Genomic DNA, 18,463 nt, shown 5'->3' with positions numbered 1-18,463 from the left:
ATGACTAACAGCATTGTTGAATTCATTCGTCAACTGACAAGCTTGAATATTGAACTAGAAGCTGATGGCGAACGCTTGCGTTGTCATGCACCTGAAGGTGTTTTAACTCCAACACTGCGGCAGGAAATAGCTGCGCGTAAAAAAGAAATTATGCTGTTTTTACAGCAAGCAAAGCAAGTTAAAACTGCTCCTCAATTGTCGATTCAACCAGTGTCACGGGACGGTGAACTACCGCTATCTTTTGCCCAGCAACGTCTCTGGTTTCTACACGAGCTTTCACCCGATAGTCGCTCTTATAATATGCTGCTGATTTTGCGGCTAGAAGGGTCGCTGAATATAATTGCACTACAGCAGAGTTTGAGCGAACTTGTACGTCGCCATGAGATTTTAAGAACAACTTTCCCCGCAGTAGACGGGAAACCTATCCAAGTAATTGCTCCTCCGATGGACTTCACTTTACCAGTCCATGATTTGCAAGGCTTATCAGCCCTTGAACAAACTACCCAGATTCAGCAAATAGTGGAGTCAGTTGCAACTGAGGCTTTCGATTTGGCTGTTGGGCCATTAGTAGAATTCACTTTACTCCAACTGAGCGATCGCCAGCATATACTGCTGTTGAAGATGCACCACATCATTTACGATGGCTGGTCTTTGGAAATCTTCAACCGTGAGTTATCTCAGTTATACACAGCTTTTATTCAAGGATTGCCCAATCCACTACCCGAATTACCCATCCAATACGCTGACTTTGCCTTTTGGCAACGCCAGTGGCTAACAGGCGAAGTTCTAGAACGCCAACTGACTTACTGGCAAAAACAGTTAGCGGGTGTCTCTGGTGTGCTAGAACTGCCTACCGATAAACCACGACCCCCAGTTCAGACCTTCCGAGGTGGAGTTGCGCGTTTTCAACTCGATCGCAACCTCACCCAACGCCTCAAGCAGTTGAGCCAGGAGTCAGACGCAACGTTATTCATGACTCTACTGGCAGCGTTTTTAGTCTTACTTTCTCGTTATAGCGGTCAATCAGATATCGTTGTTGGCTCTCCCATCGCCAACCGCAACAGTCCCCAACTCAAGAATTTAATGGGATTTTTTGCTAATACCTTAGCATTAAGGGGCGATCTCTCTGGAAACCCAAGCTTTACTGACTTCTTAGCGCAAGTACGGCAGACAACTTTATCAGCATACACCCATCAGGATTTACCTTTTGAGATGTTGGTAGAAAGGTTACAGCCAGAGCGAGATTTAAGCCGTAACCCTCTGGTACAGGTGATGTTTGCTCTCCAGGATGCCTCACTATCTTTTGGTGATTTGCCTGGTTTAACTATCGAGAACATCTCTTTGCCAATTGATGAAATGGTCAAATTTGACCTGGACGTGGGCTACTGGGAAGTTGCAGGCGGTTTGGAGGGCGTTTGGAGTTACAGTGCTGATTTATTTGATGCGAGTACCATTAGTCGCATAGCGCAACATTTTCAAACTTTACTCCATGCAATTGTCGCTAATCCTACTGCGCGAGTTGCCCAATTACCACTGTTGAGTCCACCAGAACGTCATCAATTATTGGTGGAATGGAACAATACTCAAGCAGATTATCCCCAGGATAAATGTATTCATCAGTTATTTGAGGAGCAGGTTAAACGCACCCCTGATGCTGTAGCAGTTGTATTTGAGAATGAACAACTGACTTACCAGCAGTTGAATTGTCGTGCTAATCAATTGGCTCAATACTTGCGATCGCTAGGTGTAGGAGCAGATGTACTGGTTGGTTTGTGCGTGGAACGTTCGCTGTTAATGATTTTGGCCATACTTGGTATTCTCAAGGCAGGAGGTGCTTATGTGCCACTTGACCCAGACTATCCCCAAGAGCGTTTGAGCTTTACGCTAGAAGACGCTCAAGTGAGGGTACTACTTACCCAACAGCGATTAGTAGAATTTCTGCCCCAACATCAAGCGCGTCTCGTCTGCTTAGACACCGATTGGGAAAAAATTGCTCAAAACAGTCTCTCAAACCCCCAAAACACTACAACGCCCGATAATCTAGCTTATGTCATCTATACTTCCGGTTCTACAGGGAAGCCTAAAGGTGTTTTAGTCAATCACTCTAACGTCACTCGTCTGTTTGCAGCTACAGATGGTTGGTATAAATTTAATTCTGATGATGTGTGGACAATGTTCCACTCTTATGCTTTCGACTTTTCCGTGTGGGAAATTTGGGGAGCATTTTTGTATGGTGGAAAGCTGGTAGTAGTACCGTATCTGGTGACGCGATCGCCTGAATCTTTCTACAATTTATTGTGTCAAGAAAAAGTCACAGTTCTCAATCAAACCCCTTCTGCCTTCCGCCAATTAATTCAAGCCGAACAGTCAATAACAACTACTACCGACTTGAACTTACGTTTAGTAATTTTCGGTGGTGAAGCCTTAGAAATCAATAGTTTACAGCCTTGGTTTGAGCGTCACGGCGACACCTCACCCCAGTTAGTTAATATGTACGGGATTACAGAAACCACCGTACACGTCACTTACCGCCCATTGACCAAAGCCGATTTGCAAAGCACAGCAAGTGTAATAGGTCGCCCAATAGCCGACTTACAAGTATATGTCCTGGATGAATATTTACAGCCAGTGCCGATAGGCGTCGGGGGTGAAATGTATGTTGGTGGTGCTGGTGTAGCGCGTGGTTATCTCAATCGTCCCGAACTGACAGCAGAACGTTTTATTTCTAACCCATTTGATAATTCTAAAAAATTATATAAAACAGGTGATTTAGCGCGGTATTTACCCAATGGCGAGTTAGAGTATTTAGGACGCATCGATAACCAAGTCAAGATTCGCGGTTTCCGAATTGAGTTGGGCGAAATTGAAGCATTACTAGCTTCTCACCCAGCCATTTGGGAAAGCGTGGTGATAGTCCGAGAAGATGAACCGGGCGACAAACGTTTAGTGGCTTATGTAATCCCGCAGGTGCAACAATCGCCTACAGTCTCAGAACTGTGTGGGTTTCTCAAGGCAGAACTACCAGAGTACATGATCCCAAATGCTTTTGTACTGCTGGAATCCTTACCCCTTACCTCTAATGGTAAAGTAGACCGCCGCGCCCTGCCAAAACCAGAATTAGACAGCACACTGTTAGAAAAATATGTTGCCCCGCGTACACCTACTGAAGAAATGCTGGCGCAAATTTGGGCGCAAGTATTGAAAGTAGAACAAGTGGGTATTCACGATAACTTCTTTGAACTTGGCGGACACTCACTACTAGCAACGCAACTAGTTTCACGCATTCGCAACCTTTTCAAAGTGGAACTACCATTGCGTGAGTTATTTGCTACAACCACAGTAGCCGAATTAGCCCAAGTAATTGGTCAGTTACAGCAACAGGACTTAGAACTTTCTACAGCACCAATCTTAAAGCGGGCAGAGAATGCAGACTTACAATTGTCTTATGCTCAACAGCGTTTATGGTTCTTAGACCAATTCGAGCCAGACAGCCCGTTCTACAACATACCCATAGCATTGCGTTTAACAGGAAAACTGAAACTTAACGCCTTAGAGCAAAGCCTACAAGAAATCATTGCACGCCACGAAGCATTACGCACCAACTTCATCACCATTGATGGACAACCAATTCAAGTTATTAGGGAATGGGGAATAGAAAGCAGGGAGCAGGTGGTCACTGAGCGTAGCCGAAGTGGAGCAGGGAGCAGGTGGTCACTAAGCGTAGCCGAAGTGGGGCAGGGAATATTATCAATTGTTGACTTAAAACATTTATCTGCAAATGAACAAGAAATAGCTGTACAGCAACTAGGGCAACAACAATTTAGCCAACCCTTCGACCTAGCAAAAGAAGCATTAGTCAGAGCCAAATTAGTAGTGCTATCCGACACAGAAAATATTTTGTTCGTCTGTATGCACCACATAGTCGCTGATGGCTGGTCAATGGGTCTGTTTATCTCGGAACTAGCAACACTTTACAACGCTTATTCTATAGGTCAGTCGTCACCTTTAGCACCACTGCCAATTCAGTACGCAGATTTCGCTTTATGGCAAAGAAAGTGGTTGCAAGGAGATGTACTACAAAGCCAACTCTCTTACTGGCAACAAAAACTTCAAGACGCACCAGCCTTATTGTCGTTACCCACAGACCGACCTAGACCATCTGTGCAGACTTATAACGGCACACATCAAGAATTTGCACTGTCTATTGAACTAACTAATAAGCTCTCCAAACTCAGCCAAGAACAAGGTGTAACTTTGTTCATGACGCTGTTGGCAGCCTTCGATACCTTGCTTTATCGCTATACAGGACAAGAAGATATATTAGTGGGTTCGCCAATTGCTAACCGCGATCGCTCGGAGATAGAAGGGTTAATTGGCTTTTTTGTCAATACTTTAGTCATGCGAACTGACTTAGCAGGCAACCCCACCTTTAGCGAATTATTAAGTCGCGTTCGAGACATGGCAATGCAGGCATACTCTCATCAGCATTTGCCCTTTGAAATGCTAGTGGAAGCATTGCAGCCAGAACGGGATCTGAGTTATTCACCACTGTTCCAAGTCATGTTCGTTCTCCAGAACGCACCCACATCTGGATTAGAACTAACAGGGCTAAATGTCAATTCCTTCTTCATCAAAGGTACAACTTCCCGGTTTGATTTAACCTTAATTATGCAAAACAGTCCTACTGGGCTAGTAGGCTTGTGGGAATACAATACTGATTTATTTGATACTAGTACCATCGATCGCATGACAAGTCACTTTGTCACCTTGCTCGAAGTTATTACTGCTAACCCAGAACAACGAATTTCTCAATTGCCACTGTTAACACAACCTGAGCAACAGCAGTTATTAGTGGAGTGGAACGATACTTTTGTAGATTATCCCCTACATAAATCCATCCATCAGTTATTTGAGGAGCAAGTGGAACTGACACCCGATGCAGTAGCGGTGGAGTTTGGCAATCAACAACTAACTTACTCTCAATTAAACTACCGCGCTAATCAGTTAGCACACTACTTGCAGTCAGTGGGTGTAAAACCAGATACTTTAGTTGGTCTGTGTGTCGAACGTTCTTTAGAAATGCTCATCGGACTGCTGGGGATTCTCAAAGCTGGGGGAGCGTATGTACCACTTGATCCAGAATATCCGAGCGATCGCTTGAGCTTTATTTTAGAAGATACTCAAGTTAAAGTTTTACTAACTCAACAGCGACTGATTGACAGGCTGCCCCTAAATCAAGCGAAACTTGTTTTTATAGATACTGATGCTGAATTAATTTCTCAGTGCAGCCAGGACAACGTAATTTCTGGCGTACAACCCAATAATTTAGTTTATATAATTTATACTTCTGGTTCCACAGGCAAACCAAAGGGTATAGCTATGAGTCAGCTTGCTCTTTGCAATCATATCTTGTGGCATCGGGACAATCTCAAAATTTCTCGTGACGCAAAAACTCTACAATTTGCTTCGATTAGCTTTGATGTTTCATTCCAGGAAATCTTCACTACCTGGTGTTCTGGCGGTACATTGTTCTTAATCACAGAGGAATTACGCCGTGATGCTTTAGCATTGTTAGGTTTTCTGCAAGAGAAACAAATTCAGAGAATGTTTCTCCCTGTTGTCGGCTTACAGCAACTAGCAGAAGTTGCTTTGGCAAATGACATAGTTAACACTGCGTTGCGAGAAATTATTACTTCTGGAGAACAGTTGCAAATTACGCCAGCAATATCTGGCTGGTTGAGCAAACTGACTGATATTACTTTGCATAATCAGTATGGGCCTTCAGAGAGTCATTTAGCCACCAGTTATACCCTGCCTGACTTCATAGACACTTGGCCGCTACTTCCTTCCATTGGGCGACCCATTTCTAACGCGCAAATTTACATCCTCGATAAATATCTACAGCCTGTACCTGTGGGTGTTCAAGGAGAAGTGTACATTGCAGGTGCGCTTTTAGCCCAAGGTTACTTTAACCGTCCACAGTTAACACAAGAGAAATTTATCTCCAACCCCTTTGGTCGAAGCAGAGGAGCAGGGGAGCAGGGGAGCAGGGGAGAAAAAGAAAACCAATTCTCTGATTCTGAGCGTCTGTATAAAACCGGAGATTTGGCGCGTTATTTACCTGACGGAAAACTTGAATCTTTAGGACGCATAGATAACCAAGTTAAAATTCGGGGTTTCCGTATTGAGTTGGGCGAAGTTGAAGCGGTACTGGGTCAAATGAGTGATTTACAAGCGTCTTGTGTGGTTGTCCGTGAGGATACACCGGGCGATAAACGCTTAGTTGCTTACATTGTGCCGCAACCAGAGCAGACTTGTACTGAGCGAAGTCGAAGTACAATTTCTATTAGCGAAGTACGTAACTTCCTCAAGGAAAAGCTACCAGAGTATATGGTTCCAAGTGCAATAGTTATCTTGGAAGCTCTACCGCTTTCTGCTAACAGGAAACTAGACCGTCGCGCCTTACCTGCACCTGATTTACACAGCCAATTATCAGATCGGTATGTTGCCCCACGTAACCCAATTGAGGAAATCTTGGCAGTAATTTGGGCGCAAGTGCTGAAAGTTGAGCGAGTTGGTATTCATGATAATTTCTTTGAACTTGGCGGACATTCTCTACTAGCAACGCAATTAGTTTCCCGTGTACGTAGCAACTTGAAAGTAGAATTGCCATTGCGGAGCTTATTTGCTGCACCAACGATCGCTGAATTGTCCCAACATATTCAACAGTTGCAGCAACAGGACTTAGAATTAACTTCTCCACCCATTTTAAGGAGGACAGAGAATGCAGCATTGCCACTGTCTTATGCCCAAACACGGCTATGGTTTTTAGACAAGTTAAACCCGAACAGTTCCTTCTACAACTTCCCCATAGCTTTGCGTCTTGTTGGAACGCTCAATATATCTGCGCTACAACAAAGCTTAATTGAAATTATCGATCGCCACGAGGCTTTACGTACTAACTTCATCACAGTTGATGGAGAACCAATACAAGTTATTCAAACAGACATAAATTGCACACTGCAAGTTGTTGAGTGCGAAAATTTGATAATCGGCGAGCAAACAATACAGCAATTAATTCAAGAATCCTTCGATCTAGCAACACAAGTATTGGTAAGGGCAACATTACTTGTGTTTAATGAGACAGAATACACTCTGTTAGTTTGTATGCATCACATTGTCTCTGATGGCTGGTCGCTGGGTGTGTTTATTCAAGAACTCTCAGCACTGTACAATGCTTATTCTCAAGGTCAACCGTCGCCATTAGAACCATTGCCAATTCAATACGCAGATTTTGCAATTTGGCAAAGACAGTGGTTGCAAGGTGATGTCCTGCAAAGTCAATTGAGTTACTGGGAACAACAATTAGCCAACGCACCAGCTTTGTTGTCGTTACCTACTGACCGACCTAGACCAGCATTGCAGACTTTCGCTGGCACATATCAACAGTTTGCACTCTCAAAGGAGTTAACTGATGGATTGGTGAAACTGAGCCAAGACAAAGAAGTAACGCTGTTCATGACGCTGTTGGCAGCATTCGATACCTTGCTTTATCGCTACACCGGACAATCAGATATTTTGGTAGGTTCGCCAATAGCCAACCGCGATCGCTCCGAGATAGAAGGGTTGATTGGCTTTTTTGTCAATACCTTAGTCATGCGTACCGACTTATCAGGCAATCCCACCTTTAGCGAGTTGTTGACTCGTGTTCGAGAAGTCGCTTTGGGAGCATACACCCATCAGAATTTGCCTTTTGAAATGCTAGTTGAGGCATTACAACCAGAACGCGACCTCAGTCATACACCACTGTTTCAAGTGATGTTTGTCCTCCAAAATGCGCCCATATCTCAACAATTGGAATTAACTGGGTTAACTGCCAGTTCACTCAACGTAAAAAGTAAAACTACCAAGTTTGATTTAACTTTAGGAATGCAGAACACTTCTAGTGGACTGGTAGGAGCGTGGGAGTACAACACTGATTTGTTTGATGCTAGTACCATTAAGCGGATGACGGATCATTTTGTCACCTTACTTGAAGGTATTATTGCTAACCCAGAACAACGAATTTCGCAACTGCCAATACTAACAGAAGTTGAGCAACAGCAGTTATTAGTTGAATGGAACAATACTCAAGCAGATTATCCGCAGGATAAATGTATTCATCAGTTGTTTGAGCAGCAAGCTGAACTTACTCCCGATGCAGTGGCGGTAGTCTTTGAAAATGAACAACTCACTTATAAGGAGTTGAATTGTCGTGCTAACCAATTGGCGCACTACCTCAAATCTTTGGGTGTGGTTGCAGATGTGCTAGTAGGCATTTGTGTGGAACGCTCAATAGAAATGGTTGTGGGACTATTGGGGATTCTCAAGGCGGGTGGTGCATATCTGCCTCTTGACCCGGAATATCCAACTGAGCGTTTGCGCTTGATGTTAGAAGATGCTCAAGTTAGGGTATTACTGACGCAGCACTCACTCCTGGACAGACTGCCTCGAAATCAAGCAAAGCTTCACTTCGACTTCGCTCAGTACAAAGTTTGTTTGGATACTGATGCTCAGGTGATTTCTCAGTTCAGTCAGGAAAATCTCATCATTGAAGTACAAGCGAATAACTTAGCTTATGTAATTTATACTTCCGGTTCGACAGGAACACCAAAAGGCGTGTTAATTGCCCATCAAGGATTGCTCAATTTGGTGTTCTGGCATCAACGTACTTTTAACATCACCTCAACTGACAAAGCTACTCAATTAGCAGGAACAGCATTTGACGCTGCGGTTTGGGAATTGTGGCCTTACCTCACCGCAGGAGCAAGCATCTATTTAGTTAAACCTCAGCTTCTGGGTTCCCTAGTGAAGCTACGAGACTGGTTGATTTCAAAGGCGATTACTATCAGTTTTCTGCCAACACCACTGGCAGAGGAATTATTGTCTTTGGAATGGCCAACTGCAAGTTTAGCAATGCGTTCCATGCTGGTTGGAGGAGATCGGCTGCATCAGTACCCATCAGATTTAATCTCCTTCCAAGTAGTTAATAATTATGGCCCAACTGAGAATACTGTTGTTACGACTTCTGGGTTAGTAGTTGCTCAGGAACAAGATAAAATATCACCGAACATTGGAAAAGCGATCGCCAACACTCAAGTCTATATTTTAGACGAGTATTTGCAACTTGTTCCGGTTGGTGTACCCGGAGAGTTGCACATTGCTGGTGTTGGGTTGGCAAAAGGCTACCTTAACCGCCCCGAACTAACAGCTGAAAAATTCATTCTCAACCCCTTTAGTCGAAGCAAGGGAGCAGGGGGGCAGAAGATAAATTACACCTGTCTTTTCCCTCTGCCTCTTTTGAGCGTCTGTATAAAACTGGGGATTTGGCACGTTATTTAGCCGATGGAAATATTGAATACTTGGGTCGCATTGACAATCAGGTAAAAATTCGGGGCTTTCGCATTGAATTGGCAGAAGTTGAAACATTACTAGAGCAACATAGTGATGTCCAGAATAGTTGTGTCATCGTTCATGAGGGAACTGGGGGTAACAAACGCTTAGTTGCTTACGTCGTACCACAAAAAGATTTAACGCCCACAACAGAGGAACTGCATCAGTTCCTCATCGATAAACTGCCTGGGTACATGGTGCCAACTGCTTTTCTGATATTAGAGTCCCTACCTCTGACACCTAACGGTAAAGTAGATCGCCGCGCTCTGCCTAACCCAGATTTACATCAGAAACTATCAGATTATGCAATGCCAAATACAGAAACAGAAAAAATCATTGCTGACATTTGGCAAAAAGCACTCTCATTAGAAAATGTGGGAATTTATGATAATTTCTTTGAACTTGGAGGTCATTCTTTACTGCTAGTAAAAATTAATCAGCAATTGCAAGAAAAATTTGGCTTGGAAGTTACAATTGTTGATATGTTTAAATATCCAAATATCCACAGCTTAAGTGAATATTTAAGTATTAAATTACAAAAATCAGATACATTAAAACCAAATAATTCTCGTCCTCAATCATCAAGCGAAAGTAAAGATTTGAGAAACCAACAATTACAAATTAGACAGCAGTATCTTGCTCAAAGAAAAGGTAAAAGATGACAAAAAATCCCATTAATAATAACTTTAATAATTCAGAAATTGCAATAATTGCTGTTGCTGGTCGATTTCCTGGCGCAAAAGATATTGAATCATTTTGGCGGAATTTGCGAGATGGTGTAGAATCTATCTCCTGGCAGACAGATGAAGAATTAATCAACTCTGGGGTTTCTCCAGATTTGCTGAGTCATCCTAATTATGTAAAAGCAAGCGGTGTTCTAGAAGACATTGAATTGTTTGATGCAAATTTCTTTGCTTATAGTGCCAAAGAAGCTGAGTTAATAGATCCACAACAACGCTTATTTTTAGAATTGGCTTCGGAAGCAATAGAAAAAGCTGGTTATGACCCACAAACCTACAATGGTTTAATTGGGGTTTATGGTGGTGTGGGGATGAATAGGTATTTTCTTCAAAACCTCTACTCTAATAATCAATTATTAGAAAGGGTTGACCCTGTTCAGTTAGCAATTTCCAGCGATAAAGATTTCTTGCCAACACGAGTTGCATATAAACTCAACTTGACTGGGACAGCAGTGAATGTGCAAACTGCCTGTTCTACTTCTTTAGTTGCTGTTCACTTAGCTTGCCAAAGTCTATTAAATTGTGAATGTGATATGGCTTTAGCTGGTGGAGTTACTCTCAGCATTCCCCAAAAAGTAGGTTATTTGCATCAAGAGGGAATGATTCTTTCGCCTGATGGACACTGCCGTGCTTTTGATGCTCAGGCACAAGGAACAATTGCCGGTAGCGGTGCTGGGATTGTTGTATTGAAAAGATTACAGGATGCGATCGGCGATCGCGACCATATTCATGCAATTATTAAAGGCTCGGCAAGTAATAATGATGGTGCAATGAAAGTCGGCTACACTGCCCCTAGTATCAATGGTCAAGCAGCCGTCATTAGCGAAGCTCAAACTTTAGCGGGTGTAGATGCCGAAACAATTTCCTATATTGAAGCTCATGGAACCGCTACACCTCTAGGCGACCCGATTGAAATTGCCGCTTTAACTCAAGCTTTTAGTCAAACTACCGATAAAAAAGGTTTCTGCGCTATTGGTTCGGTAAAAACTAACTTAGGACATTTGGATACAGCAGCAGGTGTCGCAGGTTTGATAAAGACGGTGTTAGCACTGCAACATAAAATGCTGCCTCCGAGTTTGCATTTCGAGACACCAAATCCCAAAATTGATTTTGCTAACAGTCCTTTTTATGTCAACACAACTCTGAAGGAATGGAAGACAGATAACACTCCTCGCCGCGCTGGGGTTAGTTCCTTTGGGATGGGGGGGACGAATGCTCATGTCATTTTGGAAGAAACTCCTGTGTTAGAGCAGAGGGGCAGAGGGGCAGAGGGGAGCCAGTGCGTTGGGCGGCTCTGCCGACTTGAAGCAACTGGCGTGCAGAGGAGAAATTATCAACTTTTGTGTCTGTCGGCTAAGACTATGAGTGCGTTGGAGAAGGCGACGGCTAATTTAGTTACGCATTTAAAAGAGTATCCAGAACTTAATTTAGGTGATGTGGCTTATACCCTTAATAGTGGTCGCCGGGGTTTTAATTACCGACGGATGTTAGTTTGCCGTGATTTAGAAGATGCTGTTAAAGGTCTAGAGTCAAAACAGGTATTTTCCAACTATACAGAGATTACAGAACGGCCTGTTGTCTTTATGTTTCCTGGTCAGGGTTCTCAGTACGTCAACATGGCGCGGGAAATTTATGAAACTGAGGCGGTATTTAAAGAACAAGTTGATTATTGTTCAGAATTTCTCAAACCTATACTAGGATTAGATTTACGTCATATTCTTTATCCTAGCGATGAAAAGATTGATGAAGCGTCAAGGCAACTTCAACAAACACGTGTTGCTCAACCTGCTATTTTTGTAATTGAATATGCCCTAGCTAAATTATGGCAGTCTTGGGGAGTAGAACCACAAGCTGCGATCGGTCACAGTATTGGCGAGTATGTCGCCGCAACTCTAGCAGAAGTCTTCTCTTTAGAAGATGCCTTATCTCTAGTAGCAGCACGCGGACAGATGATGCAACAACTGCCTACAGGTGCAATGCTTTCGATTCCCCTGTCCGCAGACAAAATACAACCTCTGTTAAGACAAGAACTATCTGTTGCTGCAATTAATCAATCATCACAATGCGTAGTTTCCGGTTCCATCGCAGCAATAGATGCACTACAAAATCAGCTGGCTGCTCAAGATATTGAATCTCGTCGTCTGCATACTTCCCACGCCTTCCATTCCCAAATGATGGAACCAATCTTAGAGGCATTTAGAGAGCAAGTTAAAAAAGTTACTTTAAATCCGCCAAAACTGCCTTATATCTCCAACCTCACTGGTAATTGGATTACAGTTATCCAAGCCACAAATCCTGACTACTACGCTCAACATCTGCGTTCTACAGTACTATTTGCCTCTGGTATTGAGAAGTTATTAGCAAAGCCAGAGCAAGTCTTACTAGAGGTAGGGCCAGGACATACACTAACTACATTAACTAAAAGGCATCCAGACAAAGCAGCCACACAAATAGTGTTGACTTCGGTACGCCATCCTCAAGAAAAGCAATCCGATATTCATGTTTTATTCAACACATTTGGTCAACTTTGGTTAGCTGGTGTCAAGGTAGATTGGTTTGGATTTTATAGCCAGGATGAGTATTATCATATTCCCTTACCAACTTATCCTTTTGAACGCCAACGTTATTGGATTGACCCGCCACAAAAAACAGCTTGGGAAAATTCGCAAATACCCCCAACATCACAATTGTGGACACTGCTTACACAAGCAGGTCAAAAGCAAGCAAGCGTTAGAAATGCAGAACTCGACGAGTTAACTTATCAAGTTAATAAACAGTGGTTAGATAATTTATGTATAGCCTACATTAACTCTGCATTCCAACAATTAGGGGCTTTTAGTAATCCTCAAGACAAGCATTCTTTAGAGAATTTATTGCAGAAATACAATATTTCTCCTCGCTATGAGCAATTGTTTTCTAGATTTTTGCAAATATTAGTCGAGCAAAAACAACTACAGCAACAAGAAGGGTTATTTACTAGGCTAGTACCATGTTCACAAGATTATATTAACGCACATTTAGAACAAGTCAGAACAAGGTTCGCTAATTCATCTTTAATAGATTTAGATTTAATCCAAAGTTGTGGTGAAAATTTAGCTGCTATTGTTGTTGGCGAACAAGAACCACTAGAAATTTTCAATGAACTGGTTTACCAAAAAGAAAACAAACCTGCATATTCAGAATCAGCCTTAATTACTTACTACAACTCTATTGTGCGTTCCAGCTTGGAACAGCTCATCAAATCATTACCATCATCTGTGCAGCTGAGAGTTTTAGAAATCGGTGCGGGTACTGGTGTAACTACACAATCATTATTACCTGTGTTGCCAACCCAACAAACCAGCTATACTTTTACGGATATTGGTAGCGGCTTCTTAACTCAAGCGCAAAAGAAGTTTCAGGAATATCCATTTGTTGAATATCGCTTACTAGACATAGATAAACCGCCAACCGAGCAAGGTTTTGAAAAGTACAGCTATGATGTTATCATCGCCACTAATGTTTTACACGCTACTCGAAATATAGATAAAACTCTCCATCATGTACGCTCTTTATTAGCTCCTGGCGGCTTCCTTTTAATATGGGAAATAACTCAGCCGAAAATCGACTTTGATATTAGCTGGGGTTTGCTTTTGAAACCATTAGATGATAGAAGACGCAGCCCAGGTCAGCCTTTTATTATCCTAAACCAGTGGTTTGAAGTATTACACGAACAGGATTTTATGCAAGTTGCGGCTTTTCCTGAGACTGAAGCAATTGAACATCAGATTATTATGGCTCAAGCATCTGCTTCAGCCGCATTTACCGCAAAATCTGAGCAGAAACAGACTGATTCCAAATCTGAAAATGCATTACAAACAAAGCCGGAGATTTTGCAGTCAGAAACATTATTTTCACTGCATTCAAGACCTAATTTACCTAATGCTTATGTAGCTCCGCGTCATGCAGATGAGCAAAAAATTGCCGAGATATGGAAAGAATTATTAGGAGTGAAAGAAGTAGGTATCCATGATAATTTTTTTGAATTAGGAGGAGATTCTTTAATAGCTGTGCAAGTGCTATCCCGCTTACGAAATACTTTCTCTATTAAATTAACTGTAGCCAGTTTATTTGAATCGCCCACAATAGCTGAGATAGCAATAAAGTTGGAGAAGCCAAATACAAAAAAGGCTAAACATGGAAGAGAAAAGATAGAAATATAAGCCATGAATTCTTCCTAAAAAATGCATATTTACAAAATAACTTGTAACTTGTTAACACATTCTGTTGAAATTTATCAAAAAGGATATTATTAGATGAATCTCAAGCAATTTATATTAGAACTTTCTAATCAGGATGTACAATTGTGGGTTGAAGATGATGCCTGCGGCGAAAAAAGCCTACGCTTGTGTATTGATGCTCCAGAAGGAGTCTTGACACCAGAAGCTCGTGACTTATTAGTTCAGAATAAAGCAGAAATTATCTTGTTACTCCAAGAGGAAAATTCAGCTACGGATACAGATTTACCCTTAATTAAAGCCGATCGCCCTCAGAATTTACCTCTGTCTTTTGCCCAAGAACGACTCTGGTTATTAAACCAGTTGGAACCAGATAACCCTTTTTATAACGAACATACAGCGATAAAATTTCACGGTCAGTTGAATGTCGTGGCGTTAGAGCAAAGCCTCAACAAAATTATTGCTCGCCACGAAGCCTTACGTACCAACTTCCGCACTATTAACGAGCAGCCAGTCCAAGTAATTGCTGACAACTTAACCTTAAGCGTGCCAGTAGTAGACTTAACAGAATTACCTGAAAATGAAAGAGAAATTGCTTGTCACCAATTAGTCATAACAGAAGTTAATCAACTCTTTGACCTTGCGAGTTCTCCTTTAATCCGAGCTTGTGTGGTGAAACTCAAAGAGGTAGAACACGCTTTGATATTAACAATACACCACATTGTTTTTGATGGTTGGTCAATGGGTGTATTAATGCAGGAATTAGCAACCATTTACTCAGCCCTCTGCAATAACTTGTCGCCAGAGCTACCTGAGCTACCAATTCAGTATGCCGATTTTGCGATTTGGCAACGGCAATGGTTGCAAAAAGAAGTACTGCAAACACAGCTTGACTACTGGAAACAACAACTCAAAGATGCTCCTACTTTACTAGAATTACCTACAGACAGACCAAGACCTGCGATTCAAACTTACCGGGGCGCAATTCAAAATGCAGAATTATCAATCGAACTGAGTGAAGCCCTTGCCAATTTGAGTAGGCAAGAGGGAGCTACTCTATTCATGACACTGTTCTGTGCTTATGTTACCTTACTTTATCGCTACACAGGACAGTCAGACATTTTGGTGGGTACGCCCTTTGCTAACCGCGATCGCTTGGAGATTGAAGGGTTAATTGGATTTTTTATTAACACTTTAGTATTACGCACCGATTTGTCAGGCAACCCCAGCTTTCAGGAATTGCTCGCTCAAGTGCGGCAAGCGACACTGCAAGCTTACGCTCATCCCGACTTGCCCTTTGAGGAGTTGGTAAAAGCATTGCAGCCACAACGAAATCTCAGCCATACGCCACTGTTTCAGGTGATGTTTGTCCTCCAAAATGCACCGATATCTGAAGTAGAATTGGCTGGCTTAACTCTCAGTTCTTTACCAATCCAAAGCGCAACTGCCAAGTTCGACTTAGCTTTATCAATGCAGAACACTCCAAATGGATTGGTGTGTATGTGGGACTATAACACTGACTTGTTTGATAAGCGCACAATCGAGCAGATGGCCGGGCATTTTGTGACCTTGCTTGAAGGAATTGTGGCTAACCCTCAATGCCAGATTTCACAATTACCTCTGCTGAGTGAAGTCGAGCAACAGCAATTATTAGTTGACTGGAACAATACTCAAGCAAATTATCCCCAAGATAAGTGTATCCATGAATTGTTTGAGGAACAGTCTTTGAGTAGACCTGATGCTGTAGCAGTAGTGTTTGGCGATCGACAACTGACTTATCAGCAGTTGAACTGTCGTGCGAATCAGTTAGCTCATTACTTGCGTTCATTGGGCGTAAAACCAGATACACTGGTGGGCATTTGTGTAGAGCGTTCTTTAGAAATGGTCGTGGGAATATTAGGAATTCTCAAGGCGGGTGGGGCATACCTGCCACTTGACCCAGAGTATCCCACCGAGCGGTTACACTTTATGCTTGAAGATGCTCAAGTTTCAGTATTGCTAACCCAACAGCATCTAGTTGAGAGACTGCCTGAACATCAAGTCAAGCTTATCTGTTTGGATACTCAGTGGCAGACGTTTTCTCAGCTAAGTCAGGATAATCCGATCGCTAGTGTACGAGCAACTAATCTAGCTTATGTAATTTATACCTCTGGTTCTACAGGAACGCCAAAAGGGGTGATGATTGAGCATCAAGCAATTGTCAATCTCAGCAATTCTTGGGTGCAAACTTTTCAAGTTCAACCCCAAAGCCGTTTGCTTCAGTTTGGTTCTTTTAGTTTCGATCTGTCTGTTGCCGAAATTACTACTAGCCTCATTGCAGGTGCAAGCTTGTATCTGGCTGACAAAGAAACCTTGTTACCAAGTCAAGCCTTGGTTGATTTCTTAAGCGATCGCCAAATTTCCCACAGTTTTTTATCTCCTTCGGCTTTATCTGTCTTACCTCAAGCAAACTTACCTGATTTGCAATGCCTAACTGTTGGCGGTGAAGATTGTCCAGCAGAATTAGTCTCCCAGTGGGCGCAGGGACGGCGTTTTTACAATTGCTACGGGCCGACAGAATCCACTGTGACTGCGGTATTAGCTCTTTGTCAGCCCAATGGCAAAAAACCGCCCATTGGTAAACCGTTACCCAATATCCGTATTTATATTTTAGATGTACACCATCAACCATTACCCCCAGGCATACCAGGGGAATTGTGTATTGCTGGCATTGGTTTAGCACGAGGTTATCTCAATCGTCCTGAAACTACTGCCGAAAAGTTTATTGAAATAGAATTATTTGGTAAAACTGAACGAATTTATAAAACTGGCGATCTTGCTCGCTGGCTAAATGACGGTAATTTAAAATACTTGGTTCGGATAGATAGCCAAGTAAAAATACGTGGCTTCCGCATTGAGTTAGGAGAAATCGAAGCAGTACTCAATCAACACAGTGATGTGCAGATATCTTGTGTCATTGCCCGCGAAGATAACAGGGGCGATAAACGCTTAGTCGCCTATGTCGTAACACATCAGGACTATACACCCACAATTAGCGAACTGCGGGAATTTCTCAAAGCAAAGCTACCAGATTACATGGTGCCAAGTGCAATAGTTATCTTGGAATCCTTACCCCTGACTCCCAACGGCAAAGTAGACCGCCGCGCCCTGCCAAAACCAGAATTAGACAGCACACTGTCAGAAAAGTACGTTGCCCCACGCAACCCGATTGAGGAAATACTGACACAAATTTGGGCGCAAGTTCTGAAAGTAGAACAAGTGGGGATTTATGATAACTTCTTTGAACTGGGAGGACACTCCTTATTAGCAACGCAGGTGGTTTCACGCATCCGCAACATCTTCAAAGTGGAACTACCACTGCGAGAATTATTTGCCAAAGCAACAGTTGCCGAATTGGCGCCAGCGATCGGGCAATTGCAGCAACAGGACTTAGAACTAATTTCTCCACCCATCTTAAGGCGGGCAGAAAATGCCGAATTACCACTGTCTTATGCTCAACAGCGCTTGTGGTTTTTAGACCAATTGGAGCCAAACAGTTCTGTATACAACATCCCCTTAGCTTTACGTTTAGTCGGAACTCTTAATCAAGTTGCGCTACAACAAAGTTTACTTGAAATTATTCATCGCCACGAAGCATTACGCACAAACTTCATCATAGATGGTGGAAAACCTTCTCAAATTATTCAAACAGAAACTACTTGGACAGTTTCAGTACTTGATTGGCAACATTTATCCACAACCGAACAGGAAATTGCTGCACAGCAATTAGCGCAACAACAAGCTATTCAACCATTTGACCTAGCAATAGAAGTATTAACCAGGGCGACATTAGTAGTGCTTAATGAGACAGAACACCTATTGAGTGTGTGTATGCACCATGTTGTCTCTGATGGCTGGTCAATGGGTGTGTTTATCCAAGAACTAGCAGCACTATACAACGCTTATTCAATAGGTCAGCCGTCACCTTTAGTGCCGTTGCCGATTCAGTATGCAGATTTTGCAATTTGGCAGCGAAACTGGTTACAGGGAGATGTCCTGCAAAACAAACTCTCGTACTGGCAAAAACAACTAGCA

4 protein-coding genes are annotated in these 18,463 nt (G+C 42.5%); all 4 read left to right on the top strand.

Features of this window, described 5'->3' with window-relative positions:
* Entirely contained in the window at positions 1-9,381 is a 9,381-nt protein-coding gene (locus tag RMX98_RS22050; protein WP_409881732.1) for an amino acid adenylation domain-containing protein, read from the top strand.
* Positions 9,366-10,094, top strand: a complete 729-nt coding sequence (locus RMX98_RS22045; RefSeq protein WP_409881730.1) for a phosphopantetheine-binding protein — start codon at positions 9,366-9,368, stop codon at positions 10,092-10,094. The genes RMX98_RS22050 and RMX98_RS22045 overlap by 16 nt, the downstream gene beginning before the upstream one ends.
* A complete protein-coding gene (locus RMX98_RS22040; protein ID WP_322678758.1) occupies positions 10,091-14,374 on the top strand; it encodes a beta-ketoacyl synthase N-terminal-like domain-containing protein in 4,284 nt (1,427 codons plus the stop codon). The genes RMX98_RS22045 and RMX98_RS22040 overlap by 4 nt, the downstream gene beginning before the upstream one ends.
* A gap of 93 nt (positions 14,375-14,467) precedes the next feature.
* The coding region (locus tag RMX98_RS22035) for an amino acid adenylation domain-containing protein (RefSeq protein ID WP_322678757.1) at positions 14,468-18,463 on the top strand (3,996 nt) is incomplete at its 3' end.

This window comes from Nostoc sp. DedQUE02 (assembly GCF_034531035.1).
Lineage (GTDB): Bacteria > Cyanobacteriota > Cyanobacteriia > Cyanobacteriales > Nostocaceae > Nostoc.
Note: the sequence above shows the minus strand (reverse complement) of the source record. Positions and strands in the feature narration are given on the sequence as shown.